Annotated in this window: 14 protein-coding genes; 2 read left to right on the forward strand and 12 right to left on the reverse strand. The window is 59.2% G+C overall.

The window, feature by feature from the left end; translation table 11 throughout:
• From ccoG to ccoN (EJ576_RS14405), 11 genes are all read right to left on the reverse strand, one after another.
• Positions 1-1,404 carry a cytochrome c oxidase accessory protein CcoG gene (ccoG, locus tag EJ576_RS14355; RefSeq protein WP_122726600.1) on the reverse strand — a complete coding sequence of 468 codons (1,404 nt, stop codon included), beginning with the start codon at positions 1,402-1,404 and terminating at the stop codon, positions 1-3.
• Positions 1,405-1,611: 207 nt separating this feature from the next.
• Positions 1,612-2,022, reverse strand: coding sequence for a type II toxin-antitoxin system VapC family toxin (locus EJ576_RS14360; protein ID WP_122726602.1), 411 nt, complete (start codon positions 2,020-2,022; stop codon positions 1,612-1,614).
• Positions 2,022-2,276 (reverse strand): type II toxin-antitoxin system Phd/YefM family antitoxin, encoded by a 255-nt coding sequence (locus tag EJ576_RS14365; RefSeq protein ID WP_010208555.1) that lies wholly within the window; start codon positions 2,274-2,276, stop codon positions 2,022-2,024. Before EJ576_RS14365 ends, EJ576_RS14360 begins: the two co-directional genes overlap by 1 nt.
• 171 nt (positions 2,277-2,447) lie before the next feature.
• Positions 2,448-3,425: a cytochrome-c oxidase, cbb3-type subunit III gene (gene ccoP / locus EJ576_RS14370; protein WP_028617469.1), complete on the reverse strand. Its 978-nt coding sequence runs from the start codon at positions 3,423-3,425 to the stop codon at positions 2,448-2,450.
• On the reverse strand, positions 3,422-3,607 hold the full coding sequence (locus EJ576_RS14375; RefSeq protein WP_003175465.1) for a CcoQ/FixQ family Cbb3-type cytochrome c oxidase assembly chaperone: 186 nt from the start codon (positions 3,605-3,607) through the stop codon (positions 3,422-3,424). The genes ccoP (EJ576_RS14370) and EJ576_RS14375 overlap by 4 nt, the downstream gene beginning before the upstream one ends.
• A 6-nt stretch (positions 3,608-3,613) precedes the next feature.
• Positions 3,614-4,222 carry a cytochrome-c oxidase, cbb3-type subunit II gene (gene ccoO / locus EJ576_RS14380; protein WP_003193167.1) on the reverse strand — a complete coding sequence of 203 codons (609 nt, stop codon included), beginning with the start codon at positions 4,220-4,222 and terminating at the stop codon, positions 3,614-3,616.
• On the reverse strand, positions 4,222-5,664 hold the full coding sequence (ccoN, locus tag EJ576_RS14385) for a cytochrome-c oxidase, cbb3-type subunit I (protein WP_028617468.1): 1,443 nt from the start codon (positions 5,662-5,664) through the stop codon (positions 4,222-4,224). Before ccoN (EJ576_RS14385) ends, ccoO (EJ576_RS14380) begins: the two co-directional genes overlap by 1 nt.
• Before the next feature lie 351 nt (positions 5,665-6,015).
• Positions 6,016-6,963, reverse strand: coding sequence for a cytochrome-c oxidase, cbb3-type subunit III (ccoP, locus tag EJ576_RS14390; protein WP_122726604.1), 948 nt, complete (start codon positions 6,961-6,963; stop codon positions 6,016-6,018).
• Positions 6,960-7,160, reverse strand: coding sequence for a cbb3-type cytochrome c oxidase subunit 3 (locus EJ576_RS14395; protein WP_010208563.1), 201 nt, complete (start codon positions 7,158-7,160; stop codon positions 6,960-6,962). Before EJ576_RS14395 ends, ccoP (EJ576_RS14390) begins: the two co-directional genes overlap by 4 nt.
• A 3-nt stretch (positions 7,161-7,163) precedes the next feature.
• The gene (ccoO, locus tag EJ576_RS14400) at positions 7,164-7,772 is read right to left on the reverse strand and encodes a cytochrome-c oxidase, cbb3-type subunit II (protein ID WP_017735321.1); all 609 of its coding nucleotides are present in this window, start codon (positions 7,770-7,772) and stop codon (positions 7,164-7,166) included.
• 10 nt (positions 7,773-7,782) lie between these two features.
• Complete coding sequence (gene ccoN / locus EJ576_RS14405) at positions 7,783-9,207, reverse strand: cytochrome-c oxidase, cbb3-type subunit I (protein ID WP_123474514.1); 1,425 nt, start codon at positions 9,205-9,207, stop codon at positions 7,783-7,785.
• Positions 9,208-9,286: 79 nt separating this feature from the next.
• Here ccoN (EJ576_RS14405) and EJ576_RS14410 point away from each other — a divergent pair, with 79 nt between their 5' ends.
• Positions 9,287-9,979 carry an alpha/beta family hydrolase gene (locus EJ576_RS14410; protein ID WP_126570590.1) on the forward strand — a complete coding sequence of 231 codons (693 nt, stop codon included), beginning with the start codon at positions 9,287-9,289 and terminating at the stop codon, positions 9,977-9,979.
• A gap of 94 nt (positions 9,980-10,073) precedes the next feature.
• Here EJ576_RS14410 and EJ576_RS14415 read toward each other — a convergent pair whose 3' ends face one another.
• Positions 10,074-11,639, reverse strand: a complete 1,566-nt coding sequence (locus EJ576_RS14415) for a PAS domain-containing methyl-accepting chemotaxis protein (RefSeq protein WP_123474512.1) — start codon at positions 11,637-11,639, stop codon at positions 10,074-10,076.
• 462 nt (positions 11,640-12,101) lie between these two features.
• Here EJ576_RS14415 and EJ576_RS14420 point away from each other — a divergent pair, with 462 nt between their 5' ends.
• On the forward strand, positions 12,102-13,544 hold the full coding sequence (locus EJ576_RS14420) for a mannose-1-phosphate guanylyltransferase/mannose-6-phosphate isomerase (protein WP_122726610.1): 1,443 nt from the start codon (positions 12,102-12,104) through the stop codon (positions 13,542-13,544).
• Positions 13,545-13,603 lie beyond the last annotated feature (59 nt).

Below are 13,603 nucleotides of genomic sequence, written 5' to 3' on the forward strand. Positions count from 1 at the left end.
CTAACGAACTTGTGGGCCGATAAATCGGCTCTTGGCTTCAATATGGACGCTGGCGTCATCGGCATCGGTGAGGATGAATTTCACCTCGTTGGTACTCGACGGCAACTGTTCTGGCGCACTCGAGAGCTCGACCGGCATGCTGACGATATCACCAGCAGCGACCTTGATTTCGCGACGACCTTGCAGCTTGAGGTCTGGCAATCCGGAGGCATCGAGCACATAAGTGTGGTCGCGCTGGTCCTTGTTCATGATCTTCAGGCTGTAGACGTTTTCGATGCGGCCTTCGGCGTTTTCGCGGTACAGCACACGGTCCTTGCTCACGTCGAAGCCCACCAGCGAACGCATGAAGAACGCTGCCACCAACAGGCTGATCATCGCCAGCAGCACCAGTGCATAACCAATCAGGCGCGGGCGCAGCTTGTGGGTTTTCTGCCCCGACAGGTTGTGCTCGGTGGTGTAGCTGATCAGGCCGCGTGGGTAGTCCATCTTGTCCATGATGTTGTCGCAGGCGTCGATACACGCTGCACAGCCGATGCACTCGATCTGCAGGCCGTCGCGGATGTCGATACCGGTCGGGCACACCTGCACGCACATCGTGCAGTCGATGCAGTCCCCCAGGCCCTGGGCCTTGTAATCGATGCCTTTTTTGCGCGGGCCACGCAACTCGCCACGGCGCGGATCGTAGGAAACGATCAGGGTGTCCTTGTCGAACATCACGCTCTGGAAGCGTGCGTACGGGCACATGTAGATACACACCTGTTCGCGCAGCCAGCCGGCGTTGCCGTAGGTGGCGAGGGTGAAGAAACCGACCCAGAAATACGACCAGCCATCGGCTTGGCCGGTGAAGAAGTCGAACACCAGTTCGCGGATCGGCGAGAAGTAGCCGACAAAGGTCATGCCGGTGACAAAACCGATCAGCAGCCACAGGGTGTGCTTGCTGAACTTGCGCAGGAACTTGTTGGCGCCCATCGGCGCTTTGTCGAGTTTGATGCGCTGGTTGCGGTCGCCTTCGGTGACCTTTTCGCACCACATGAAGATCCACGTCCACACGCTTTGCGGGCAGGTATAACCGCACCACACACGTCCGGCATACACGGTGATAAAGAACAGGCCAAATGCCGCGACGATAAGAATGCCCGAGAGCAGGATGAAATCCTGGGGCCAGAAGGTCGCGCCGAAAATAAAGAACTTACGCTCCGGCAGGTTCCACCATACGGCCTGGTGGCCACCCCAGTTCAGCCATACCGTGCCGAAGTAGAGCAGGAACAGTCCGGCACCGCCGAGCATGCGCAAATTGCGGAACAGGCCGGTGAAGGCGCGGGTGTAGATTTTCTCTCGCGAGGCGTAGAGGTCGACAGTTTTGGCAGGCGGGGTAACGTCATGTACCGGTATTTGGTTGCTCATCATTGCATCCCACGGCGGTGGAGATTTGCCTCGGCCAGTACGTGCCAACCGGGGTCAAATTAGGGGTGTTGCAGTGGCCTAATGATACGCCCCCGATGGTGTGCAAAGGGTGCGACCTTTGGTCGCGTTGGGGGAAATCAATTGATGGTGTACGTGATCTGGATCAATTGACTTGGTAAGTATGGACGGTTTTGGTGGGTAAGCAGGTCATTCGTCCCATGGATTGATCAGTGGAACGCCGCTGGATTTGAAATCGCTGATGTTGCGCGTTACCACGGTCAGCCCGTGAACCAGAGCGGTAGCGGCAATCAGTGCATCACTTTCGTTGGCCCGGTCAGGCACATGCAGATGTGCACAACGCAGGGCGACTGCGGTATCCACCGGCAGAATCCTGGAATCAAAAGCGGGCATTACATGGCGCTTCAGCCACGTTCTTAGCACCTTGCCTTGTGCCGGGTCTCGGCGCTCGATACGCAAGACCCCGGTCTCCAATTCTTTAAGCGTAATCGCCGAAATAAACAGGCGTGGAGCAATCACACTTTTGGCCCAGGCGACCACTTTTGGATCAGCAAGGGGTTTGCGCAGTTCGGAAATAACGTTGGTGTCGAGTAGGTACATCAAGAGAGATCCACAGGTCGATGAGTGATTACGGCGCGTTCGGTTTCGAAGTCGATATCGGCCGCTTCCGGCATCACCAGGAGATCAACGATATCGGCGTTGAGCCCTGTCAGTTTCTGGTAGTCCTCAATACTTAGCAGTACATGGGCAGGCTTGCCGCGATCGGTGATAAAAACCGGCCCTTGGCGGGCAGCTTTTTTGGCACCACTTGTGTCTTGGTTGAATTCGCGGCTGGAAATAGTCGTGATGGTCATGGGGTAATCCCCCTTCGTCAGGCTGGATGTAGTTACGTTACTACTTGGCTGTCACAAACCGCAAGTATTAGGCTACAAGTGGTAGTGGGTTCCTGCTTACATAACCCCGAGAGCCAGAAAGAACAAAGCCCCGCCAGCTTTAGCTGCGCGGGGCTTTGATGTTTCAAGGGCTTACTGCTCTTCAGCCTTCTTATCCCCATGGGACAAGCTGTACACATACGCCGCCAGCAAATGCACCTTGTCATTGCCTTGCAGTTGTTCCTGCGCTGGCATCTGGCCCTGACGGCCCCAACGGATGGTCTGTTGCAGTTGCGCGAAGCTCGAACCGTAGATGAACGCACCTGGGTGGGTCAGGTCAGGCGCACCCATGGCAGGGGTGCCTTTGCCGGCCGGGCCGTGGCAGGCCACGCAGTTGGCGGCGAAGAGTTTCTCGCCGTTGGCCACATCGGCTTTCACGCCTTCGGGCAGCTTGCGGCCGTCAAGGTTGGTGACCACGAACGCGGCGACATCGCTGACGCCTTGTTCCTTGAGGATATCCAGCCAGGCCGGCATCACCGCATGGCGGCCCTTCATGATGGTTTCCTTGATGGTGGCTGGCTCGCCACCCCAGCGCCAGTCGGCGTCGGTCAGGTTGGGGAAGCCATAGGCGCCTTTGGCGTCGGAACCGTGGCACACCGAGCAGTTGGAGGCGAACAGGCGGCCGCCCATCTTCAAGGCTTGCGGGTCCTTGGCCACTTCCTCAATCGGCATCGACGCGAATTTGGCGAAGATCGGGCCGAACTTGGCATCCGACTTGGCCATTTCCTTTTCCCATTCGTGTACGCCTGTCCAGCCGGTCTGGCCGTTGGCGAAGGGGGTTTGTTTGTCGGTGTCGAGGTAGTTGTAGCCCGGCAGCAGGCCCTTCCAGTTACCCAGGCCGGGGTACAGCGCCAGGTAGCCGAGGGCGAAGATGATGGTGCCGACGAACAGCATGAACCACCATTTCGGCAATGGGTTGTCGTACTCCTCGATGCCGTCGAACGAGTGGCCGACGGTCTCGTCGGTTTGCTCGGCGCGCTGGCCCTTGCGGGTCGACAGCAGCAGCCAGGTCAGGGCGAAGATGGTACCCAGACTGAGGACTGTGACGTACAGACTCCAGAACGTAGTCATTCTTTGTTACTCCTAGAAGCTTGCTCGACGTGCTTGATGGCTTCGGGATCATCCGCAAAGGGCAGCAAGGTCGCGTCTTCAAACTCCGACTTGCGCTTGGGGCTGAACACCCACAACGCCAGGCCGATAAAGGCCACCATCACTACAACGGTGCCCAGGCCACGAATCATCCCGATATCCATGAAGAATCACCGTTTGCTTTTGATGATGGTGCCCAGGCCTTGCAGGTAGGCCACCAATGCGTCCATTTCGGTCTTGCCCTTCACGGCTGCGGCTGCACCGGCGATGTCTTCGTCGGTGTAGGGCACGCCCAGGGTGCGCAAGACTTCCATCTTCTTCGCGGTGTCCTTGCCGTCGAGCTTGTTTTCCACGAGGAACGGATACGCTGGCATTTTCGACTCAGGCACCACGTTGCGCGGGTTGTACAAGTGCGCACGCTGCCAGTCATCGGAGTAACGACCGCCAACACGGGCCAGGTCCGGGCCGGTACGCTTGGAACCCCACAGGAACGGGTGGTCCCACACGCTTTCACCCGCGACCGAGTAGTGGCCGTAGCGTTCGGTTTCGGCGCGGAACGGACGGATCATCTGCGAGTGGCAGCCGACACAACCGTTGGCGATGTAGACGTCGCGGCCTTCCAGTTCAAGCGCGGTGCGCGGCTTCATGCCCTCGACCGGCTTGTTGGTCACGTCCTGGAAGAACAGCGGAACGATCTGGGTCAGGCCGCCGATACTCACGGCGATGACCATGAAGAAGGCCAGCAGGCCGATATTCTTCTCGACTACTTCATGCTTCATCAGTGGGCTCCCACAACGGCGATCTTGGCGGCGGCTTCGGCTTCGGCAGGGTCCGAGGCACGCACGGTGCGCCAGACGTTGTAGGCCATGAACAGCATGCCGGCGGCAAAGAACGCACCGCCCAGGGCGCGGACGATATAGCCCGGGTGGCTGGCTTGCAGCGCTTCGACGAAGGAGTAGGTGAGGGTGCCGTCATCGTTGATCGCACGCCACATCAGGCCCTGGGTGATGCCGTTGACCCACATCGAGGCGATGTAGAGCACGGTGCCGATGGTGGCCAGCCAGAAGTGGGTGTTGATCAGCGCGACGCTGTGCATCTGCACGCGGCCGAACAGTCGGGGGATCATGTGGTAGATCGCACCGATGGAAATCATCGCCACCCAGCCGAGAGCGCCGGCGTGTACGTGGCCGATGGTCCAGTCGGTGTAGTGGGACAGCGAGTTGACGGTCTTGATCGCCATCATCGGCCCTTCGAAGGTCGACATGCCGTAGAACGCCAGCGATACCACCAAAAAGCGCAGGATCGGGTCGGTGCGCAATTTATGCCAGGCGCCCGACAGGGTCATCATGCCGTTGATCATGCCGCCCCAGCTCGGGGCCAACAGGATGATCGACATCGCCATGCCCAGCGACTGCGCCCAATCCGGCAGCGCGGTGTAGTGCAAGTGGTGCGGACCGGCCCAGATGTACAGGGTGATCAGTGCCCAGAAGTGCACGATGGACAAACGGTACGAGTAAATAGGACGTTCGGCCTGTTTCGGCACGAAGTAGTACATCATCCCCAGGAAACCGGTGGTCAGGAAGAAACCCACGGCGTTGTGGCCGTACCACCATTGGATCATCGCGTCCGTGGCCCCGGCGTAGGCCGAGTAGGACTTGAACAGGTTCACCGGCAACGATGCGTGGTTGACGATGTGCAGCATCGCCGTCACCAGGATGAACGCGCCGTAGAACCAGTTGCCCACGTAGATGTGCTTGGTCTTGCGCTTGACGATGGTGCCGAAGAACACCACGGCATAGGTCACCCATACGATGGCGAGCAAAATGGCGATCGGCCATTCCAGCTCGGCGTATTCCTTGGTGGTGGTGTACCCCAGCGGCAGGGTGACGATGGCGCTCACGATGACCGCTTGCCAACCCCAGAAGGTGAAGGCCGCGAGGCTGTCGGAGATCAGTCGCGTCTGGCAGGTTCGCTGCACGACATAGTAGGAGGTGGCAAACAATGCACATCCACCGAAGGCGAAGATCACCAGGTTGGTGTGCAGCGGGCGCAGGCGGCCAAAGGTCGTCCATGGCAAACCGAAATTCAATTCCGGCCAAACCAGTTGCGAGGCGATGAACACCCCGAGCCCCATGCCAAGGATCCCCCAGACCACCGTCATGATGGCGAACTGGCGGACTACCTTATAGTTATAAGCAGTCGGACTGATTGCTGTGCTCATTCTAAGGTTCCACGGTTTAGGTTTTTTTATAGGTAAAATCGGCCGCAAGTATGTAGAAAGCGAGGGGCCATTGCAACGCAATGGCTGACCTGTATCAATGCGTTCCACGCCAGATTCTGCGCCCTTTCCATGTTTCGCGTAGGGACAAAATCAGAATTCGAAAGCTGATCGAGTGGACAGGAAAATTCTGGGGTCGCAACGAATGTCGTTGCGTACGCCAGGATCGGTCCGCTGTGGGAACAAGCGTAGACCCGAAAGTGAGGGGGGGAAAGGTGTGCTTTGGAAGGGTGCGACACTTGGTCGCGCAGCTAGGTTGAGCTGCCGCCCCAGATTGGGGCAGCAGCTCAGAGGTTACTCAGGTTGGCTTTCTGGCGTTGCACCATCAGCGGTGTGGGACAAGCTGTAAACATAGGCCGCCAACAAGTGCACCTTGTCATTGCCCTGCAGCACTTCCTGCGCGGGCATCTGGCCCTGGCGGCCATGGCGGATAGTCTGCTGCAACTGCGCAAGGCTGGTGCCGTAGATATAGCCGGCCGGTTTGGTCAGGTCGGGCGCGCCCATGGCTTCCATGCCGTGGCCTTCCGGACCGTGGCAGGCGACACAGGTAGTGCTGAACGCCGCCTGGCCTGCTGCCAGGTCTGCGGTGCTGTTGGCCGGCAAGGGCAGCTTGGCCACGTCGTGACGAACATAGGCCGCGACGTTTTTCACGCCTTCATCGCCAAGCATGTCACCCCACGCCGGCATCGCCGCGTGGCGGCCGTTGAGGATGGTGGTCTTGATCGCTTCGGCCGAGCCGCCCCAGCGCCAGATGTTGTCCGCCAGGTTCGGGAAGCCAAACGCGCCCTTGGCATCCGAGCCGTGGCACACCGCGCAGTTGGAGGCAAACAGGCGACCGCCCATTTTCAGCGCTTGCGGGTCTTTGGCCACTTCTTCCACGGGCATGGCCGAGAATTTGGCGAAGATCGGCCCGAACTTGGCGTCGGCCTTGGCCATTTCCTTGTCCCATTCCTTGGTCTGGGTCCAGCCGTCTTCATAGCCCGGCAACACGCCTTTCCAGTTGCCCAGGCCCGGGTAGAGGATCAAATAGCCGACCGCAAACACCAGGGTGCCGGCGAACAGCATGAACCACCATTGGGGCAGCGGGTTGTCGTATTCCTCGATACCGTCGAAGGCGTGGCCCATGGTCTGGTCGACGCTGCCCTTGGTCTCGCCCTTGCGGGTGCCGATCAACAGCCAGGTCAGGCCGATCAGGCTGCCGAGGGTCAGTACGCAGATCCATGTACTCCAGAATAGGGTCATGGCCGAGTGCTCCTTATTGCAGGCTCTTCTTGAGCGTCGGATGGAGAGGGTTCATCGGCGAACGGCAGCAGGCGCGCCTGCTCGAATTCCGCATTGCGCCGGTTGTTGAACACCCACAGCGACAGGCCGATAAAGGCGATGGCGACCACCAGCGTGCCAAGGCCGCGGATGGTGCCCGCATCGAATTCAAATCCCATGGCTCACCTCTTGCTCTTGATGGCAGTGCCGAGCACTTGCAGGTACGACACCAGCGCGTCCATCTCGGTCTTGCCCTTGAGGCTGGCGACGGCGCCACTGATGTCGTCGTCGGTGTAGGGCACGCCGAGGGTGCGCATCACTTTCAACTTGGTCTCGGTGTGGCTGCTGTCGACGGCGGCGGTGACCAGCCACGGGTAGGCCGGCATTTTCGACTCGGGCACCACGTTGCGCGGGTTGTACAAGTGCGCGCGGTGCCAGTCGTCCGAGTAGCGCGCGCCAACGCGGGCCAGGTCCGGGCCGGTACGCTTGGAGCCCCACAGGAACGGGTGGTCCCACACGCTTTCGCCGGCGACCGAGTAGTGGCCGTAGCGCTCGGTCTCGGCGCGGAACGGGCGGATCATCTGCGAGTGGCACTGTACGCAGCCTTCGCGAATGTAGATGTCACGGCCCTCCAGTTGCAGCGCGGTGTAGGGCTTCATGCCTTCCACCGGCTTGTTCGTCACGTCCTGGAAGAACAGCGGGACGATCTGGGTCAGGCCGCCGATGCTCACGGCGAGCACCATGAGCAGCATCAGCAGGCCGACGTTCTTTTCAATCGTTTCGTGTTTCATCACAGACTCCTCAGGCCAGCTGCGCAGTGGTAGTGGCTTCGACGGGCTGCGCCGAACGCACGGTGCGCCAGGTGTTGTAAGCCATCAGGAACATGCCGCTGAGGAACACCGCACCGCCCACCAGCCGCACGATGAAGCCTGGGTGGCTGGCCACCAGGGTTTCGACGAAGGAGTAGGTCAAGGTGCCGTCTTCGTTGACCGCACGCCACATCAGGCCTTGGGCGATGCCGTTGACCCACATCGAGGCGATGTAGAGCACGGTGCCGATGGTGGCCAGCCAGAAATGCGCGTTGATCAGGCCGAGGCTGTACATCTGCTCGCGGCCGAAGACTTTCGGGATCATGTGGTACAGCGCGCCGATGGAGATCATCGCCACCCAGCCGAGGGCGCCGGCGTGTACGTGGCCGATGGTCCAGTCGGTGTAGTGGGAGAGGGCGTTGACGGTCTTGATCGCCATCATCGGGCCTTCGAACGTCGACATGCCGTAGAACGCCAGCGATACCACCAGGAAGCGCAGGATCGGGTCGCTGCGCAACTTATGCCAGGCGCCCGACAAGGTCATCATGCCGTTGATCATGCCGCCCCAGCTCGGAGCCAGCAGTACCAGCGACATCACCATACCGAGGGACTGTGCCCAGTCCGGCAGCGCGGTGTAGTGCAAGTGGTGCGGGCCCGCCCAGATGTAGAGGGTGATCAGTGCCCAGAAGTGCACGATGGACAAGCGATAGGAATACACCGGACGCTCGGCTTGCTTGGGCACGAAGTAGTACATCATCCCCAGGAAGCCAGCGGTGAGGAAAAAGCCTACCGCGTTATGTCCATACCACCACTGCACCATGGCATCCGTCGCACCGCCGTAGAGGGAGTAGGACTTGGTCAGGCTGACCGGGATTTCCAGGTTGTTGACGATATGCAGGATGGCCACGGTGATGATGAATGCACCGAAGAACCAGTTACCGACGTAGATGTGCTTGGTGTTGCGCTTCATCACCGTGCCGAAGAACACGATGGCGTAGGCCACCCAGACGATGGTGATGAGGATGTCGATCGGCCATTCCAGCTCGGCGTATTCCTTGGAACTGGTGTAGCCCAGCGGCAAGGAGATCGCGGCCAACAGGATGACCAACTGCCAGCCCCAGAAGCAGAACGCGGCGATTTTCGGCGCGAACAGCTGGGTCTGACAGGTGCGTTGCACCGAGTAGAAGGAGCTGGCGAACAGCGCACAGCCGCCGAAGGCGAAGATTACCGCGTTGGTGTGCAACGGGCGCAGGCGGCCGAAGCTGGTCCACGGCAAGTCGAAGTTGAGTGCAGGCCAGACCAATTGGGCGGCGAGAAAAACCCCGAGCCCCATGCCGACGATGCCCCACACCACCGTCATAATGGCGAATTGGCGGACCACCTTGTAGTTATAGGCGGTACTTAATGTAGTGTTCATGGTTCCCCATCCACGGTTCAACCCAAGCAAATGCGGCACTTGGGCTGGAGTTATAGGCAGACTAAAAAGCGAGGCAAGCATGGGCAAAGAGCACAAGGCCAGTATTGACGGGGATCAATGGGCGCAGTGTGTGCAGGAACGCGGCTGGTTGTGGGATGTCGCGTCGAACGTTGCCGGACGTGAACCTGTGACGCTGATCCTGGCCCACGGCGCCGGTGCACCGATGGACTCATCCTTCATGAACGATATGGCTGCACGCCTTGCCGGGCATGGCGTCAACGTGTTGCGCTTCGAGTTTCCCTACATGGCCCAGCGCCGTGTGGACGGCGGCAAACGCCCGCCGAACCCGGCGCCGAAACTGCTGGACGCCTGGCGCGAGGTGTACGCCGAGGTGCGACGTCATGTCGCTGGGAGACTGGCCATTGGCGGCAAGTCCATGGGTGGACGCATGGCCAGTTTGCTGGCTGATGAATTGGCTGCTGATGGGTTGGTATGCCTTGGGTACCCGTTTTATGCAGTGGGCAAACCGGAGAAACCGCGGACTGAACATCTAGCCGGGTTGAAGACGCCAACCTTGATTGTGCAAGGCGAGCGGGATGCGCTGGGCAATCGGGCGGCGGTGGAGGGGTATGAGTTGTCGCCGAGTATCGAGGTGATGTGGCTGGTGGCAGGGGATCATGACTTGAAGCCGTTGAAGGCTTCGGGGTTCAGTCATGAGCAGCATTTGGAGGCTGCGGCGGGGCGGGTGGTCAGGTTTTTAGGCGGCTGTTAGGGCCTCATCGCAGGCAAGCCAGCTCCCACATTTAACCGTGTACATCCCTTGGAATGCGGTCGACTGTGGGAGCTGGCTTGCCTGCGATAGCGGTTTACCGGTTAAAACGCTCAACCAGCGAATACTGGGTATTCGCGGTGTGCGTCAGCTCTTCACTCAACTGAGCCGAGTTCAACGCCTGCTCTGACGTCTGGTCCGCCAACAACGCAATGGTGCTGATGTTGCGGCTGATCTCTTCGGCCACCGAGCTTTGCTCTTCAGTTGCCGCCGCGATCTGCGTGGTCATGTCGGTAATATGCGCCACCGCCTCACTGATGCCCACCAACGCCTGATCCGCCTCCATCACCCGCGCCACGCCTTCTTCGGCCTGGCGATGCCCGGCGTCCATGGTTTGCACGGCGGCGCTGGCGGTTTGCTGCAGCTTGGCAATCAGGGCGTGAATCTGCCCGGTGGATTCGGCGGTACGTTGCGCCAGTTGACGGACTTCGTCCGCGACCACCGCAAAACCACGACCCATTTCGCCGGCACGCGCCGCTTCAATGGCCGCGTTCAGTGCCAGCAGGTTGGTCTGGTCGGCAATGCCCTTGATCACGTCGACTACGCCGCCGATCTCATCACTGTCCTTGGCCAGTTGGGTCACGGTCACGCCGGTCTCACCCACTGCAACAGATAGACGCTGAATCGCCTCGCGGGTTTCCCCGGCGATATCGCGGCCGCGACCGGTCAGGCGGTTAGCCTCTTGGGTCGCATCAGCGGTGCGCTGCACGTGGCTGGCGACTTCCTGGGTGGTGGCCGCCATCTGGTTGACGGCGGTCGCTACCTGCTCAGTCTCGACGCGCTGGCGCTCCAAACCGCTGGAGCTGTTATGCGCCAGGGTGTTGGATTGCGCGGCCTGCTCGTTAAGGTGTTCGGCGGTGTCCTGCAAACGCGTAAGGCAGGTCTTCAGACGTGCCTCCTGGCTGAGGATCGACATTTCCAGGCGCGCCTGGGCGCCACGGCTGTCGGTGTACATCTGCGCGATCAGCGGGTCAGAGGTGGTCTGCTCGGCCAGGCGCAACAAGCGCTTGAGGCCGCGCTGTTGCCAGCTCAGGCCCAACAGGCCCAACGGCACCGACAGCCCCGCCGCCAAGGCAAAGCCCCATTGAGAGGTGAGGGTGGCGCCGATCATGAAGCTCAACTGGCTCACCAGGATAAACGGCAGCCAGTCCTGCAACACGGGCAGCCACTTGTCCCGCTGAGGGATCGCCGACTTGCCTTGGTTGATGCGGTGGTAGAGCGCTTCGGCACGGCGGATCTGCTCGGCGGTAGGCTTGATGCGCACCGATTCGTAGCCGACCACCTGGTTGCCTTCGAAAACCGGCGTCACGTAGGCGTTAACCCAGTAGTGGTCACCGGTCTTGCAGCGATTCTTGACAATGCCCATCCATGGCAAGCCTTGTTTGAGCGTGGACCACATGTGTGCGAACACCGCCGCCGGCACGTCCGGGTGACGGACCAGGTTGTGCGGGGCACGTACCAGTTCGTCACGGGAGAACCCACTGATCTCGACGAAGGCGTCGTTGCAGTAGGTGATAACGCCTTTGGCATCTGTGGTGGAGATCAACCGTTGCTGAGCGGGGAAGGTACGTTCGCGCTGGGTAACGGGTTGGTTATTACGCATGGTTGTTCAATCCGCAAGGCTTTCATGGGTTATCGGCAGCAGTAGGCCATTGTTGAGGGCGATTTTTCGAGGGGCGACACGCCAAGGGCTGGCGCGGAAAAGCGACAGTATCTGCCAAGGCTCTAGGTCAAGGGAGTGGAAGATTTTAGGCGAGATTTCGCTGAGCTTAAGAAATCTCATACAGAAAAGTGACAAGTTTCGCCTGAAGCACCCTTTTCCTTGAGATGAATAATGGCCGTGCCCATAGGAATATTCCGCCTTTTCCTAGACATAAATGACCGTTTGATAAAGAATGCACAGGATATTTTGTAAGAAAAATACCGTATTTTCCCCCCGAAACGCCTCCGGCGTTTTGACTTTTTATAGCTGGAAGACTCTACGTCACTTTTCTTTCGAGCATGCTGCATCGAGGGTGCTAGGGCTGCAGCACAACTGTAGTGGCAATGCGTAAAGGAGTACAAAGTGACACTTGTTCCAGTCATTATCTGTGGCGGTTCGGGCAGCCGCCTCTGGCCGGTTTCACGTTCTGCGCATCCCAAGCCGTTTATCGAATTGCCAGATGGTGGCAATTTGATTCGGAAAACATATAGCCGTGCCTTGGCATTGGACGCGGTGAGTGAAGTATTGACGATTACTAACCGTGATCTCTACTTCAAGACGCTTGATGAATATGGTGCTCAGGCGCCTCAATTCACGAACTTGAGTTTTGTCCTGGAACCGTTCGGGCGTAATACAGCAGCAGCAGTAGCATTGGCTGCCCTGGAAGTTGCACGCACGCATGGGCAAGATGCCATCATGCTGGTACTGCCAGCCGACCACTTGATCGATAATCAGGCAGCCTTCGCCACCGCTGTTTCAAGTGCGTGCGAGCTGGCCAAAGATGGCTGGCTGGTGACGTTTGGCGTGAAGCCTGAGTATCCGGAAACCGGTTATGGCTATATCCAGAAAGATAACGACAGCCCCTTGGGTAGCGGTTTCAAAGTCAAGCGTTTCGTAGAGAAACCAGACCTCGAAACTGCCCAGGGTTATCTGGCGTCGGGCGAGTACTTCTGGAACTCCGGTATGTTCTGCTTCCGCGCCGGAACGTTAATTGAACAAATGGCAGTGTGTGCACCGGACGTGTCCAGTGCCGTAGAGCTGTGCCTGGCGGGTTCTGGCACGATGACCGGCAGCAGTCATCGCAGCCTGCATCTGGAGCCCGAAAGCTTTGCCAACGTGCCTGATATCTCCATCGACTTCGCGCTAATGGAGCGTTCCAGCAAAGTGGCGACGGTGCCTTGTGACATTGGTTGGAGTGATATTGGCTCGTGGAATGCCATGAGCGAGTTGTCTGCGGCGGATGAGCAGGGCAACCGCGTCGAGGGTGAAGCCATCTTTCACGACGCCAGCAACAACTACGTACGCAGTCAGCGCCGCTTGGCCGCCCTGGTAGGTGTTGAGGACCTCATCATTGTCGATACGCCGGATGCCCTGTTGGTTGCGCACAAAGATCATGCGCAGGACATCAAGGCGATCACGGCGCAATTGAAGAAAAATGGTCACCAATCACACTTGGACCACACCACAGTAAGTCGACCCTGGGGCGCTTACACCACGCTGGAAGAAGGGCTGCGGTTCAAGATCAAACGTATTGTCGTCAAGCCACAAGGGTCGTTGTCGCTGCAAATGCATCACCACCGTAGTGAACACTGGATTGTGGTGAGTGGTATGGCGCGTGTGGTTAACAATGATCGTGAGTTCTTGTTGAATACCAATGAATCGACCTTTATTCCTGCCGGGCACACCCATCGCTTGGAGAACCCAGGTGTCATCGATCTGGTATTGATCGAAGTGCAGAGTGGCGACTACCTGGGGGAGAACGACATCGTCAGGTTTCAAGACATTTATGGCAGGGCCGGAGGATGAACAGCGCGCCTGCTTGGGGAAGCGCTAAGGGTTGATCGTCGGTGCATGACGGGCGAGTC

Origin of the sequence: Pseudomonas sp. C 49-2 (assembly GCF_003970195.1) — a bacterium.
Classification (GTDB): domain Bacteria; phylum Pseudomonadota; class Gammaproteobacteria; order Pseudomonadales; family Pseudomonadaceae; genus Aquipseudomonas; species Aquipseudomonas canadensis.